The following is a 14,094-nucleotide window of genomic DNA, read 5'->3' as shown; positions in this document are numbered from 1 at the left end:
CGCCGTAAACCCCCCTCCGGGGTCCGGCCCAGCCGCTGGCGGCTGTGCGTTCGGGCGCTTGCGAAGCAGTGCTTCGCAAGCAAAGCGCCCTCACCCCTGGGGGCTCGATGGCGCCATCCATGGCGCCAACGGTCCTGCCCACCCACACCGCCCCGCCTCTGACAGATTCCGTGCGCTGCTGGTAGGTGTCGACCTTGGTCGACACATCTGTCAGATATCGAATGAAATTCGGGGTCAGATCCGTTTTCCTGCGGAAAACGGATCTGACCCCAAGATGTTTCCGACAGATCGCGGCCAACTGTCGAAGGCGGGGTGGGTCCGGTGGCAGGGGCGTGAGCGCCATGGATGGCGCGACCGAGCCTCCATGGACGGATTTACGGCGTCCCCTGCCACCGGATCCACCCCGCCATCCCTCAGGAAGCCCGCTGTTGCTGTTGCTTTGGCTGTTGCCGTTGCTGTGGCTTGAAGCAGGTGCAGGGCGCAGCCCTGCTCGGAACACCCCCCTCGTGCACAATGGGGCCGACCCCGCCCGGACACCGTCCTGATGTCGAGCAAGCCGCATTCAGAAGCCTGCGAGCGCAACCGCGAACCGATCGCCGCCGCACTCGACCCGTGGATGGGCGACCGCCATCGGGTGCTGGAAATCGGCAGCGGCACCGGCCAGCACGCGGCCTTCTTCGCCGAGCGTTGGCCCTGGCTGCGCTGGCAGCCCAGCGACCATCCGGACCATCTGCCCGGCATCGAGGCCTGGCGCGCGGAAGCGGCGCTGCTGAACCTGCTGCCGGCGGTGGCGCTGCAGGTGGAACTGCCACCGGCGCCTGGGCTCAGCCTGCCACAGGGCAGCACGTTCGACGCCGCGTTCAGCGCCAACACGCTGCACATCATGAGTTGGGCGCACGTGCAGGCGTTGTTCGCCGCGCTGCCATCGGTGCTGCGTCGCGGCGCGCTGCTGGCCGCGTACGGCCCGTTCAACTACGGCGGCCGCTACAGCAGCGACAGCAACGCGCAGTTCGATGCCTGGCTGAAGGCGCGCGACCCGCGCAGCGGCATCCGCGATAGCGAAGCGGTGCAGGCGCTGGCCGCCGACCACGGATTCACCCGCCTGGGGGATGTAGCGATGCCGGCCAACAACCGCCTGCTGCTGTGGCGGTTGGGGTAAACCATCGGTAGTGCCGGCCGCTGGCCGGCAACCGATTGCCGGGATGAATGCTGGCCAGCGGCCGGCACTCCCTTCAAGCCACCTGCACGATATGCAGCGCCTTCGGATTGCGCCACTGCGCCAGCAGGGCCGCTTCGCGCGCCTTGGCCTGCTCGAAATGCGCTTCCTTGACGTGGCCGAAGCCGCGGATGTGCTCGGGGATGCTGGCAATCTCCACCGCCAGGGCCAGGCGGTCGTCATCCAGGCCGTCCAGCAGTACCTGCACGGTGGCCTCGTAATCGCCGATCAGCTTGCGCTCCATGCGGCGTTCCGCGGTGCGCCCGAATACGTCGAAGCGGCCGCCACGCAGGAACTTCAGCCTGGCCAGCAGGCCGAAGGCCTTGAACATCCACGGGCCGTATTCCTTCTTCAGCAACCGGCCCTGCTCATCCTTCCTGGCGAACAGCGGCGGCGCCAGGTGGAAGCGCAGCTGGTAATCGCCCTCGAACTGCTGCTGCAGGCGGCGCTGGAAGTCGCCGCTGGTGTACAGGCGGGCCACTTCGTACTCGTCCTTGTAGGCCATCAGCTTGAACAGGTAGCGGGCCACGGTCTCGGTCAGCGCAGTGGAGCCGCCGATGCGCTCGGCTTCGGCGGTGCGCACGCGCTCGACCAGGCGGCGGTAGCGGTTGGCGTAGGCAGTGTCCTGGTACTCGACCAGGAACGCGGCGCGGCGCTCGATCATTTCATCCAGCGAGCGCGACAGGCGGGCGTCATCCAGCGGCAGGAACGCCACGTCGCCACCGTGCGAGGGCAGGCCGCGCAGTTCGCGTTCGTCGCCGGTGTTGCGCGGTGCCGCAGTGGCACCCCATTCATTGCCCTCCCACTCGCCTGGCGGCAGCGGATGCAGCGGGCCCGGGGTGGATTCGGCATCGGTGTGGCGGTTGCGCACCAGGCCGGCGGCCTGCTGCACGGCCTGCGGATCGACCACGGCCAGGCGGCCCCACGCAAAGGCCTGCTGGTTCATCGCCACGGCGGCGCCATTGAGCTCGATGGCGCGCATCAGTGAGTCGAACGACAGCGGCACCAGGCCCTGCTGCCAGGCGTAGCCGAGGATGAACAGGTTGGCGGCGATGGCATCGCCCAGCAGCGCGGTGGCCAGCTGGGTGGCATCGAGCAGCAGTGGTTCCTGGCCGCCCAGTGCCACGCGCACGCCGGCGATGATGTCGGCGGCGGGGAACTGCATGTCCGGGCGGGTGGTGAACGTGCCCGGCATCGCTTCGTAGGTGTTCAGCACCACCTGCGAACGGCCGGCGCGCACCTTCGACAGCGCCCAGTAATCGTTGACCACCACCATGTCGCAGCCCAGCACCAGGTCGGCTTCACCGGCGGCGATACGCACGGCGTGGATGTCTTCAGGGCGACGGGCAATGCGGATATGCGTGGTCACCGCGCCGCCCTTCTGCGCCAGGCCGGTCTGGTCGAGCACGGTCGCGCCCTTGCCTTCCAGGTGGCCGGCCATGCCCAGCAGCGCGCCGATGGTCACCACGCCGGTACCGCCGACGCCGGTGATCAGGATGTTCCAGGGCTGTTCCAGGCTGTCGCGAAGGGTCGGTGCCGGCAGGTTGTCCAGCAGCGTGGACGCATCGCGCTTGCTGCCCTTGCGCGGCTGGCCACCGTGCACGGTGACGAAGCTCGGGCAGAAGCCGTTCACGCAGGAATAGTCCTTGTTGCAGTTGGACTGGTCGATCTCGCGCTTGCGCCCGAACTCGGTTTCCTTAGGCAGCACCGACACGCAGAAGCTCTTCTTGCCGCAGTCGCCGCAGCCTTCGCAGACCAGCGAATTGATCAGCACCCGCTTCTGCGGGTCTTCCAGCTTGCCGCGCTTGCGGCGGCGGCGCTTCTCGGTGGCGCAGGTCTGTTCGTAGATCAGGATCGAAACACCCTTCACTTCGCGCAGGCGCTTCTGCACTTCGTCCAGCTCGCTGCGGTCATGGAACTCGACGTCGCTGGGGAAGTGCTCGCGCTGGCCGGTCCACTTGCCGATGTTGTCCGACAGCACCACGATGGTGTGGATGCCTTCGGCGCGCATCTGCTTTGCGATGTCCGGCACGCTCAGCGGACCGTCCACCGGCTGGCCGCCGGTCATCGCCACCGCATCGTTGTAGAGGATCTTGTAGGTGATGTTGACGCCGGCAGCGACCGCCTGGCGGATCGCCAGCGAACCGCTGTGGAAGTAGGTGCCGTCGCCGAGGTTCTGGAACACGTGCGGGGTATCGGTGAACGGCGCCTGCCCGGCCCAGGTCACGCCTTCGCCGCCCATGTGGGTGAAGGTATCGGTGCTGCGGTCCATCCAGGTCACCATGTAATGGCAACCGATGCCGGCCAGCGCACGCGAGCCTTCCGGCACGTTGGTGGACGTGTTGTGCGGGCAGCCGGAGCAGTAGTGCGGCACGCGCGGAAAACTGGCGCGCGGCAACGCAAGTTCGGCTTCCTTCTCCTGCATCCACTGCAGGCGCTGCTCGATCGATGCGTTGTTGAAGAACTTCTGGATGCGGCGACCGATCACGCCGGCGATGGTGGCCGGGGTCAGTTCACCGGTGGACGGCAGGATCCACTCACCGCTCTCGTCGTACTTGCCGACGATGGACGGGCGCTGGCCCCAGCTGGCCGGCCAGTTGAAGAACTGTTCCTTCATCTGGCGCTCGATGAAGGCACGCTTCTCCTCCACCACGATGATGTCTTCCAGGCCCTGCGCGAAGCGCGCGATGCCCTGCGGCTCCAGCGGCCAGGTCATGCCGACCTTGTACACGCGGATGCCGATGTCGGCGCAGGCGGCTTCGTCCAGGCCCAGGTATTCCAGCGCCTGCAGCACGTCCAGATAGCTCTTGCCGGTGGTGACGATGCCCAGCCGCGCGCGCGGCGCATCCATCACCACCTTGTCGATGCCATTGGCGCGGGCGAACGCCTGTGCAGCCTTCACCGCATAGCGGTGCAGGCGCATTTCCTGGTCCAGCGGCGGGTCCGGCCAGCGGATGTTGAGGCCGCCCGTAGGCATTTCGAAGTCTTCCGGCAGCACGATGCGGCGCGCCATCGGATCGACCTCGACCGAGGCCGACGATTCCACCGTCTCGGCGATCGTCTTGAAGCCGACCCAGCGGCCGGTGTAGCGGCTCATCGCCCAGCCCAGCAGGCCCATGTCCAGGATGTCCTGCACGCCGGCCGGGTTCAGCACCGGCATCATGGCGCTGACGAACTCGTCCTCGCTGCCATGCGGCAGGGTTGAACTGCGGCAGGCGTGGTCATCGGCGGCCAGCGCCAGCACGCCGCCATGGCGCGAGGTGCCGGCGGCATTGGCGTGCTTGAACACGTCGCCGCAGCGGTCCACGCCCGGGCCCTTGCCGTACCACATGCCGAACACGCCCTGCACGTTGGCGCCGGGGAACAGGTTGGTCTGCTGGGTGCCCCACACCATGGTGGCGCCCAGGTCCTCGTTCAGGCCGGGGGTGAACTTCACCTTGGCCGCGTCGAGGTGTTTGCGCGCGCGCCACAGCTCCAGGTCAAAGCCGCCCAGCGGGCTGCCACGGTAGCCACTGACGAAACCGGCGCTGTCGATGCCTTCGTGCGCGTCGCGCAGCCGCTGCATCAACGGCAGTTTCACCAGCGCCTGCACGCCACTCAGGTAGATCCGCCCCTCGTTGCGGGTGTACTTGTGGTCGAGCGTGTAGTCACGGTCGATCAGGTCGGCGGAAGAGGGCGAAGTGAGTTGCGCGGTACTGGTCATGGCTGGCCCGGTCAGGATCGGCTGGCACCGGCCGCGTGCAGGCACGCGGCGGGAAAGGCGCGAATTGTAGCAGCGAGGCCCGACCGCCCCGGCACTCGCGCCGGCGGCCATGCTGGGGTTAGGATCGGGGAGAGAGAGGGAGGCTGCGGTTGCGGCCTGGGGAGAAGGGATGTCAGTTGCAGCAAAGATCCTGGGCAGCATGTTGCTGGTCTCGGGAACGGCCCCCGTGTGGGCCGCGCCGGCGGTGCCGGCACCACAGGAGTTCTACTTCGACAGCGATGCGGCCGCCGTGCCCATGATCGTGGTCCAGTCCGACGGGGATGCGCTGGTGGCGCAGCTGCTCAAACAGCGCGAGCGCGGCCGGCGTACCGTGGAGGCCACCGTGCAGCTGGCGTCGGTGGCCATTGCGCAGGGCCGCACCGAGCTGGGTGAACAGCTGTATCGCGAAGCACTGAAGGATGCGCCGGTGCAGGGCAGCCTGGGCCGTAGCGTGCGCTGGAATTACGGCTGGGACCTGCTGCGTCAGGGCCAGCCCGAAGCCGCCCTGGAGCAATGGCAGGCCGCTGCCGGTGGTTCGCTGAGCAAGCCGGGCTGGCTGCCACCCACCTATGCGCTGGCGCTGTGGCGGGCCGGGCAGAAGCAGGAGGCGGTGCAGTGGTATGCCGCAGCGGTGCGTACCGAGCCGACGCAATGGAGCGACAGCAGCCGCTTTGCGCAGTTGTTGCCGTTGTGGCGTGACGACGAGCGCGCCTCGCTGGCGGAAGTGCAGCAGGCCTGGGCGGCCGCGCCGCCGGCCTGGCCCTGAGGGAGGGGGGGCCGGGTTGCACCCGGCACCCGCAGAGGCAACGGCTGGAGCAACTGCAGCAGCCGAAGCAACAGCGGGCTTCCTGCGGGATGGCGGGATGGCGGGGCACTGTGGGTTTGCGGGGCCGCCGTAAACCCATCCATGGGGGCTTGGTCGCCGCATCCATGCGGCTCACACCCCGCAAACCCACAGTGCCCCGCCTTCGACAGGTTCCGGCGGCTGTTGGTAGGTGTCGACCTTGGTCGACACGGTCGATCCACGCCATGCGTGGATGAGATCTGCCAGGGATAGAAATCGAACTGGGGTCAGATCCGTTTTCCTCTGGAAAACGGATCTGACCCCAGGGCCTCAAGAGCAGCCAGCCAACCGCTTTTGCTTTTGCTTCTGCTCTTTTTCTTTCTTCCACGTGGCTGATCGCCAACCGCAGCTGTTGCTTTCAGCAACCAGCCACGAGGGGCTGCGCCGTTCGCCGGAACCCCTCAATCGTCCGCGGAAACCGTCCGACCCGACGCCCATGCCCGCAGTGCCTCTACCTGCTCGGCCATCAGCACCGACAGCGGCCGCGTCGCACGGATCTCGTTCATCAGCAGCTCGGTATCCAACGGCCGGCCTTCGGCGTGCGCCGCATACAGCCCGGCCACGATCGCCTGCTCGATCTCGGCGCCGGAGAAACCATTGGCCGCGGCCGCCAGCGCCGGCAGCGCGAAGTCGTCGCCGTTGAGCTGGCGTCGCCCCAGGTGCAGCCGCAGCAGCTCCACACGCACCTCAGGCGTGGGCAGGTCGACGAAGAAGATCTCGTCAAAGCGGCCCTTGCGCAGCAGTTCGGCCGGCAACTCGTGTACCTGGTTGGCGGTGGCGACGATGAAGACCGGCGCCTTGCGTTCGGCCATCCAGGTCAGCAGGTAGCCGAGCACGCGGCGCGATACGCCACCGTCCTCGCCACCGCTGGCCAGGCCCTTCTCGATCTCGTCCATCCACAACACGCAGGGCGCCAGCTGCTCGGCCGAGGCCAGCGCCTGGCGCAGGTTGGCCTCGGTCTCGCCGTGGTACTTGTTGTACAGCGCGCCCACGTCCAGGCGCAGCAGCGGTACGCCGAAGCCGGCGGCGGTGGCCTTGGCCAGCATCGATTTGCCGCAGCCCTGCACGCCCAGCAGCAACATGCCGCGCGGCGGATCCAGGCCGGCCGGTGCCGAGCCGGCGATGAAGGCCACCCGGCGCTGGCTGATCCAGCGCTTGAGCCGGTTGGCACCGGCCACGTCGCCGAAGCGCGCGCTGTCATGCTCGAAGAACAGGTGGCCGCTGCGGTTGAGCAGCTCGAACTTTAGCCGTGCCAGCTGCGGCAGGTCGTCGTCGCGCAGCGCGCCATCGGCGTAGATCAGCTGGCGGGCGATGCGGCGGGCATCGACCAGGCTCAGGCCCTGCAGGTTCTTCAGGATCTTCTTCACCGCCTCGCTGTCGACCTCGACACGGCGGCCGCCGTGTTCGCGCGCATAGGCGTCGGCCTCCTCGCGCAGCATCTTCAGCAGGGCATTGGCATCGGGCAGGCGCGGGTTGAAGCGCACCGCCAGGGCCTCCAGCTCGGCCGGCAGCTCGACCTTGGCGCCGATCAGCACCAGCACATGCGGCTCGCTATGGCGGCGCTGGATCAGGTCGCGCAGCGCGCGCTGGTGGCTGGCATACCCCAGGTAGGGGTGGAAATCGAGCAGCAGGTAGACACCCCGCTGATCGGCCTGGCGGATCATCTGCAGGGCGGCGCTGGCATCGGGCGGGCCGACCGGCGGGTCCTCGCGGTCCAGGTCGATGCGACGCAGGCCCTCGGTGATGGACCAGCGGTGCAGGGCCCGCCACACGTGCATCAGCGTCTGCCGGAACAGCTCGACGATGCGGGCCTCATCCTGGGTCTCGATCACGATCAGGGGGGTATTGGCGCGGATCAGTGCGCTCAGGTCCTGCAGTTCGCTCATGCCGGTTCGATCCTTCGGGGGCGCCACGATAGCAAAGGCGATGGCCACTGGTTCAGCACGGTGCTACCTCCCGTCACCACCGCCGGTGTACGCTCGGGGCACGTACCCGGAAGCGAGGCTGGCATGAAGACGATCCTGGTGGCCGGTTCCAAGGGCGGGGTGGGCAAGACCACCGTCGCCACCCACCTGGCCGCGTACGCGGCATTGCAGGGCAAGGCCACGGTGATCGCCGATGCCGACCCGCAGGGCTCCAGCACCCGCTGGGCACAACGGCGTGCAGGGCTGGAAAGCGCGGTGCTCCCCATCGATGTGTATCGGAAGAAGCAGTGGGCGCAGAAGCTGCCTGACGGTACCGATACCGTCATCATCGATGCACCGGCCGGTGCGCTGGCCGACGATATCCCCCATTTCCTGGACGCGGCCGACGCCGTGGTGGTGCCGGTGCTGCCCTCGGCGCTGGATATCGAAGCCATCGTCGGCTTCCTCAACAGCCTGGCCCAGAACCCGCGCGTGCACAGCCGCAAGCTGCCGGTGGGGCTGGTCCTCAACCGCACCAAACCCTGGACCCAGACTTCGCAGCAGGCGCTGCAGATGCTGGCCGAATGGCCATACCCGGTGGTCGCGCAGCTGCGTGACAGCCAGAGCTACGTGGTCATGACCGGCCTGGGCCGCAGCCTGTTCGACTATCGCTCCGCCCAGGTGCGCGAACACCAGGCCGACTGGGAGCCGCTGCTGTCCTGGCTCAAGCTTTGATGCCTGCCTCACTTCTCCTGCTGCATCCTCTTCTCCATGGAAACCCGCGATGCGTGAACTGATCCTGCTGCGCCATGCCCATGCCGAACCCGCCGTTTCCGGCCAGGCCGACCTCGACCGGCCGCTGTCGCCGGTGGGGCTCGCCGAGGCCGAAGCCGCCGGCAAGTGGTTGAAGGAAAACAACCTGCTGCCCGACTGCGTGCTGTGCTCGCCGTCGCGACGTACCCGCGAGACCCTGGAAGCGGTGATGACGGCCATCGGCTATGTCGAAAAGCGCCTGGAAGACCGGATCTACGAAGCCACCCCGGGCACCCTGGCGGCGCTGGTGGACGAGCGTCGTGACCTGGACCGGGTGCTGATCGTCGGCCACAACCCGGGCCTGGAGCAGCTGGTGGCCCTGATGACCGACGGCACCAGCAGTGACTATCGCGGCATGCCGCCGGGCGGCGTGGCCGTGCTTGGCTTCCCGCGCGAGGCCTCGATCGAACCCGGCGTGGCCAGCCTGAACGCGTTCTGGTGGCCGTGATCCGATGAGCCTGGCGCGGCGCAGCCGCTTCCTGCTGCCCGCGTTGCTGGCGCTCGGCCCGGCCTGGGCCGCGGCGCCCCCACCGACCCCGTTGCCGCCCGTGTCCGCCGAGGCGCCACGGGTATTGCGCCTGGATACCCAGCGCTCGCGGATCGGCTTCGAGGTGCGCACCCGATTCGGCCAGCGCATCGAAGGCGTGTTCCCGCACTTCGAGGGGCGTATCGAGATCCTGTCCGACGGCCGTCACCAGGTGCACCTGAAGATGTTCACCCGCTCGGTGGAGATCCCCGGCAAGGCGCGCTATACCGGCTGGATGCGCGGCGAGGAGTTCTTCGATGCCGGGCGCCATCCGGTGGTCGAGTTCGACTCGCTGCCCTACTGGCCGGAGACCGTGGAGCAGGGCGGCGCCATCAACGGCCGGCTGACCCTGCGCGGCATCAGCCACCCCGAGTCATTGCAGGTCGAGAAGGCGGAGTGCGCCCGACCCGGCTATGATTGCGACGTCGTCAGCCGCGGTACCGTGCAGCGAGGCCGGTACGGAATGGACAGCTGGCAGCTAGCCTTGAGTGACCGAGTGACCTTCGTATTGCGTGCGCGCCTGAGCGAGGCGCCGAAACCGTGAACCTCCTGCTGCGCGTCCTGGCGCTGGCAACCGTGTTGCTGGGCAGCGGTTGTGCATCGCTCTCGCATGCCGAGCGTGACCGTGCCGAAGCGATTGCCGTGCAGGCGCGCTCGACCGACGTCGACTGCCAGCGCGCCGACCGCTGCGCGCAGGACTCGCCGTTGCGTGCGCTGGCGGGCCGGGCGTTCACCGAATCCACCCCGGAACAGCCACGCCACTACGCCACCCTGCTCGACGAGGGCGAGGGCGCCCTGGTCGCGCGCCTGAACCTGCTGCGCAGCGCCACCCGCAGCATCGACCTGCAGACCTACATCTTCGACAAGGACGACAGTGCCCGGCTGGTCATCGACGAGCTGCTGGCCGCGTCGCGGCGCGGGGTGAAGGTGCGGGTGCTGATCGACCAGCTCTCGGCGATCTCCGACCTGCAGATCCTCGGCGCCCTGTCCGGTGCGCACCAGAACTTCCAGCTGCGGGTCTACAACCCGACCTTCGGCAAGGCCCGGCTGAACTACTTCGACTATGCCGGCAGCGTGCTGTGCTGCTTCCGCCGCTTCAACCAGCGCATGCACAACAAGCTGCTGGTGATCGACGATGCGATCGGCGTGGTCGGCGGCCGCAACTACCAGGACGACTATTACGACTGGGACCGCGAGTACAACTTCCGCGACCGCGACGTGCTGATCGCCGGCCCGGAGGCGCGGGCGATGGCGGCCAACTTCGATGCCTTCTGGCGCGCCAGGCGCAGCGTGCCGGCCGAGCGCCTGAACGATGTCGGCCGCACCCTGCTGCGCGAGGGCGTGCCGACCCTGCCGCCGGCCAGCTTCCGCCGCCCCGAGCGGGTGGAGCGGGTCAGTGCCGAAGCCAATGACATGGACTTCGTCAGCCGTTCCTTCGTCGATACCGCGTTGCCGGTGGCCTCGGTGCGCTATGTCGCCGACCTGCCGCGCAAGCACCGGCGCGAGAAGGCCGATGCGCCGCTGGCCGGACAGCACGTGACCGAGCCGCAGCTGGATGCGCTGATCGCCGGCGCGCAGAAGGAAGTGATCCTGCAGACGCCGTACCTGGTGCTGTCCAAACCGGCGCAGAAGCTGTTCCGCGAGCTGCGCAAGCGACCGCAGCCGCCGCGCGTGGTGGTGTCCAGCAACAGCCTGGCGGCGACCGACAACCCGATCGTCTATGCGCTGTCGTACAAGTACAAGCGGCGCAACATGCGCGAACTGGGCTTCAACATCTTCGAATACAAGCCGTTCCCGCTGGATGCACCGGTCGATTACCGCAACCTGCTGCCCGACCCGATCGCCGCGCCGGAAGGCGACGACGACGGCGAGCGCAACCCGCTGATCGGCGGCAGTGCTGCCGGCAGCAATGCCGGCGACCGTCGCGATCGCGATGAGCACCCGGCACCCGCCGGCAAGCAGGGGGCGGTGAACCATCCGCGCACCGGCAGTGCCTACCAGAACGCGCGCGAGCGCCGCCGTGCGGCCGGCAGCGAGGTCGAAACCCGCCTGCTGCGCACCGAGACCCGGCCCTCGTTCCTGGGCAGCAAGGCGGTCAACAAGCCGTTGCCGGTCACCCGCAAGGGCGCGCGCATGGGCCTGCATGCCAAGTCGCTGGTGGTCGATCGCCGCATCGGCGTGGTCGGCACCCACAACTTCGACCCGCGCAGCGAGAACTACAACACCGAAGGCGCGGTGATCATCGATGACCCGGCCTTCGCCGAGCAGCTGGCCGAGAGCATCCTGCGCGACACCCACCCGCAGAACTCGTGGACGGTGGCGCCGCGGGCCAAGCCGCCGGTGCTGTCCGGGCTCAACTACAGCGTCGGCAAGGCCTCCGAAGCACTGCCGATCCTCGACTTCTGGCCGTGGCGCTATGCCACCGACTACGAGTTCAAGCCCGGCCCGGACTGCCCGCAGCCGTTGCCCCGGCAGGACCCGGGCTTCCACCGCTGCTATGTCGCCGTGGGTGATTTCCCCGAGGTCAATGTCGGCCCGAAGTGGCTGCTGGTACGCATGCTGACCGCATTCGGCGCCGGCCTCGTTCCCATCCTCTGAAGGTGCCCGCATGACCCAGGTGTTCCGCGAAGCCGTTTCCCTCGAGCAGCTCAATACGCTCAGCCGCAACACCGCGATCGCGTCGCTGGGCATCGTCTTCAGCGCGGCCGGTGACGACTGGCTGCAGGCCACCATGCCGGTGGACGAGCGCACCCGCCAGCCCTACGGCATCCTGCATGGCGGCGCGTCGGTGGTGCTGGCCGAGACCCTGGGCAGCAGCGCCGGCAACCTGTGCGTGGATACGGCCAAGCAGATCTGCGTGGGGCTGGAAATCAACGCCAACCACGTGCGTGCGGTGCGTTCGGGCACGGTCACCGGCACCGCCCGCGCGCTGCACGTGGGCCGCAGCACCCAGCTGTGGGAGATCCGCATCGAGGACGAGCAGGGCCGGTTGGTGTGCATCTCGCGGCTGACCCTGGCGGTGGTGGCGGCCGGCCACGGCTGAGCCCCGGACGAGCGGTGACGGCAGCGGAACCCAGCGTTCCCTGCCGATTGCCCCGGTCGATGGGTGTTATGGCCTAAATCGGCTGGCAGCGATGACGGCCCTCCGGTATCGTGCGCGGATGACTTCCCCCACTCCGGCCCCCCGCGGCGGCGTGGCGCGTGTGTGCCGTTACCTGTACCGCGTACCGCTGCTGTTGGTCCACATCATCGTGTTCCTGCCGCTCATCCTGATCGGCATGCTTCGGCCGTGGGGCGAACTGCGCGTGGGCGAGGCGACCCTGGGGGCCAAAGTGGTCAACTGGTGGCAGGGGGGGCTGATGTGGATCTTCGGCTTCCGCCTGGTGCAGATCGGCAGGCCGCTGCCCGGCGCCGTGCTGTTCGTCGCCAACCACGTCAGCTGGGTCGACATCTGCATCCTGCACAGCCAGCGCATGATGGGCTTCGTCGCCAAGCGCGAGATCGCCAGCTGGCCGCTGGTCGGGTGGCTGGCCGCGCGCGGGCAGACCATCTTCCACCAGCGCGGCAACACCGAATCGCTCGGTGGCGTGATGCAGGTGATGGCCGATCGCCTGCGCGAAGGCAAGGCAGTGGGCGTGTTCCCCGAAGGGCGTACCCGCGGTGGCCACGAAGTGGGCCCGTTCCATGCCCGCATCTTCCAGGCGGCGGTTGAGACCGGCGTGCCGGTGCAGCCGGTGGCTCTGGTGTACGGGCTCAAGGGCGACGCGCAGACCATTGTCGCGTTCGGCCCCGGCGAGAGTTTCTTCGCCAATTTCCTGCGCCTGCTCGGTGAGCCGGCGCGGCGTGCGGAAGTGCATTTCCTGGCACCGATCGGTGCGCAGGACCTGGAAGGCCGTCGGCGCATCGCGGAGACGTCGCGCGCGCGCATCGTGGCGGCCATGAGCACGCAGTGAGGGTGCGGTGGCCCTGATCCCGCCACCCGTCCTGGACGCCGGCACGCCGACGCTGCACGCGGCTGACTACCAGCCACCGCGCTGGCTGCGCAATCCGCACCTGCAGTCGATGCTCAGCTCCAGCCGCATGCGCCTGCAGCGCGGCCTGCTGCTGCTGGCCGCGACCGGCGCGATCAGCGAAGAACTGATCCTCGACGGCGGCGACGGCGTGCGCCTGCAGGGCTGGCACAGCCATGTCGAAGGCCGCGAACCCAAGGGCATGGCCCTGCTGCTGCATGGCTGGGAAGGCAGTGCCGAATCCAGCTACATGCGCATGGCGGCCGCGCGCATGCTCGAACAGGGCTTCGACGTGGTGCGGCTGAATTTCCGCGACCACGGCAATACCCATCACCTCAACCCCGGCATCTTCCACTCCAACCTGATCGACGAAGTGGTGCATGCCGCACGCGATATCGCCCAGCGCTGGCCGCAGCTGCCGCTGGTGGCCGCCGGCTACTCGCTGGGCGGCAACTTCGTGCTGCGCCTGGCCCTGCGTGCGCCGGCGGCCGGCGTGCCGCTGCTGCGCGTCGCCTCGGTATGCCCGGTGCTGGACCCGGCGCTGACCATGGAGAGCATCGAGAACGGCCCGGCAATGTACGACTGGTACTTCCGGCGCAAGTGGGCCGGTTCGTTGCGGCGCAAGCGCGACCTGTTCCCCGAACTGAGCGACTGCGACGACCGCGTGCTGAAGCTGGACATCCGCGCGTTGACCGCCTGGCTGGTCGAGCGCCACACCAGTTTCGGCTCGTTGCAGGCCTATTTCGACGGCTACTCGATTGCCGGCGATCGCCTGTCCTCGCTGCAGGTGCCGGCCGACATCCTGATGGCACAGGACGACCCGGTGATCCCGTACGCGACCTTCAGCGACTGGCAGCTGCCGCGCAACGCGCACCTGGAAACCGCCTGCTGGGGCGGCCACTGTGGCTTCCTGGAAAACTGGCGCGGTGACGGCTTCTCCGAGCGCTGGGTGGCGCAGCGCCTGCAGCGCGTGCTGCAAGGCTGAACCGGCACGGGCGCGCAGGCCGCTACAATGCGGGTTTGCCCTTGAACCGGACCG

General features: G+C 68.4%; 11 protein-coding genes. 9 read left to right on the top strand and 2 right to left on the bottom strand.

What is annotated here, in order from left to right; translation table 11 throughout:
• Positions 1–544: 544 nt before the first annotated feature.
• Complete coding sequence (locus tag AC5P7A_RS11635; protein ID WP_142235506.1) at positions 545–1,159, top strand: DUF938 domain-containing protein; 615 nt, start codon at positions 545–547, stop codon at positions 1,157–1,159.
• A 73-nt stretch (positions 1,160–1,232) separates the two neighbouring features.
• Here AC5P7A_RS11635 and AC5P7A_RS11630 read toward each other — a convergent pair whose 3' ends face one another.
• A complete protein-coding gene (locus AC5P7A_RS11630; RefSeq protein ID WP_046427751.1) occupies positions 1,233–4,919 on the bottom strand; it encodes an indolepyruvate ferredoxin oxidoreductase family protein in 3,687 nt (1,228 codons plus the stop codon).
• Between the two features lie 169 nt (positions 4,920–5,088).
• On the opposite strand from AC5P7A_RS11630, the gene AC5P7A_RS11625 reads away from it, so the two are divergent.
• Positions 5,089–5,724 carry a tetratricopeptide repeat protein gene (locus tag AC5P7A_RS11625; protein WP_046427754.1) on the top strand — a complete coding sequence of 212 codons (636 nt, stop codon included), beginning with the start codon at positions 5,089–5,091 and terminating at the stop codon, positions 5,722–5,724.
• 479 nt (positions 5,725–6,203) lie between these two features.
• Here AC5P7A_RS11625 and AC5P7A_RS11620 read toward each other — a convergent pair whose 3' ends face one another.
• Positions 6,204–7,688 carry an AAA family ATPase gene (locus AC5P7A_RS11620; protein WP_014645482.1) on the bottom strand — a complete coding sequence of 495 codons (1,485 nt, stop codon included), beginning with the start codon at positions 7,686–7,688 and terminating at the stop codon, positions 6,204–6,206.
• A gap of 123 nt (positions 7,689–7,811) precedes the next feature.
• On the opposite strand from AC5P7A_RS11620, the gene AC5P7A_RS11615 reads away from it, so the two are divergent.
• The 7 genes from AC5P7A_RS11615 to AC5P7A_RS11585 all read left to right on the top strand — a co-directional run bounded on the left by AC5P7A_RS11615 (position 7,812) and on the right by AC5P7A_RS11585 (position 14,040).
• Positions 7,812–8,441 (top strand): nucleotide-binding protein, encoded by a 630-nt coding sequence (locus AC5P7A_RS11615; protein ID WP_005420986.1) that lies wholly within the window; start codon positions 7,812–7,814, stop codon positions 8,439–8,441.
• 49 nt (positions 8,442–8,490) lie between these two features.
• On the top strand, positions 8,491–8,967 hold the full coding sequence (locus tag AC5P7A_RS11610) for a SixA phosphatase family protein (RefSeq protein WP_014035499.1): 477 nt from the start codon (positions 8,491–8,493) through the stop codon (positions 8,965–8,967).
• 4 nt (positions 8,968–8,971) lie between these two features.
• The gene (locus AC5P7A_RS11605) at positions 8,972–9,589 is read left to right on the top strand and encodes a YceI family protein (protein WP_014645483.1); all 618 of its coding nucleotides are present in this window, start codon (positions 8,972–8,974) and stop codon (positions 9,587–9,589) included.
• On the top strand, positions 9,586–11,643 hold the full coding sequence (locus AC5P7A_RS11600; protein ID WP_014645484.1) for a phospholipase D family protein: 2,058 nt from the start codon (positions 9,586–9,588) through the stop codon (positions 11,641–11,643). Before AC5P7A_RS11605 ends, AC5P7A_RS11600 begins: the two co-directional genes overlap by 4 nt.
• Before the next feature lie 10 nt (positions 11,644–11,653).
• Positions 11,654–12,088, top strand: a complete 435-nt coding sequence (locus tag AC5P7A_RS11595) for a hotdog fold thioesterase (RefSeq protein ID WP_014035502.1) — start codon at positions 11,654–11,656, stop codon at positions 12,086–12,088.
• 118 nt (positions 12,089–12,206) lie between these two features.
• Positions 12,207–12,998: a lysophospholipid acyltransferase family protein gene (locus AC5P7A_RS11590; RefSeq protein WP_032961622.1), complete on the top strand. Its 792-nt coding sequence runs from the start codon at positions 12,207–12,209 to the stop codon at positions 12,996–12,998.
• Positions 12,999–13,050: 52 nt separating this feature from the next.
• Positions 13,051–14,040, top strand: coding sequence for a YheT family hydrolase (locus tag AC5P7A_RS11585; RefSeq protein WP_495220173.1), 990 nt, complete (start codon positions 13,051–13,053; stop codon positions 14,038–14,040).
• The last annotated feature ends 54 nt before the right edge of the window (positions 14,041–14,094 follow it).

The organism is Stenotrophomonas sp. YJH_SMC_65, assembly GCF_059369475.1.
The sequence above is the reverse complement of the archived record's forward strand: the minus strand, read 5'-3'. Positions and strand labels throughout refer to the sequence as shown.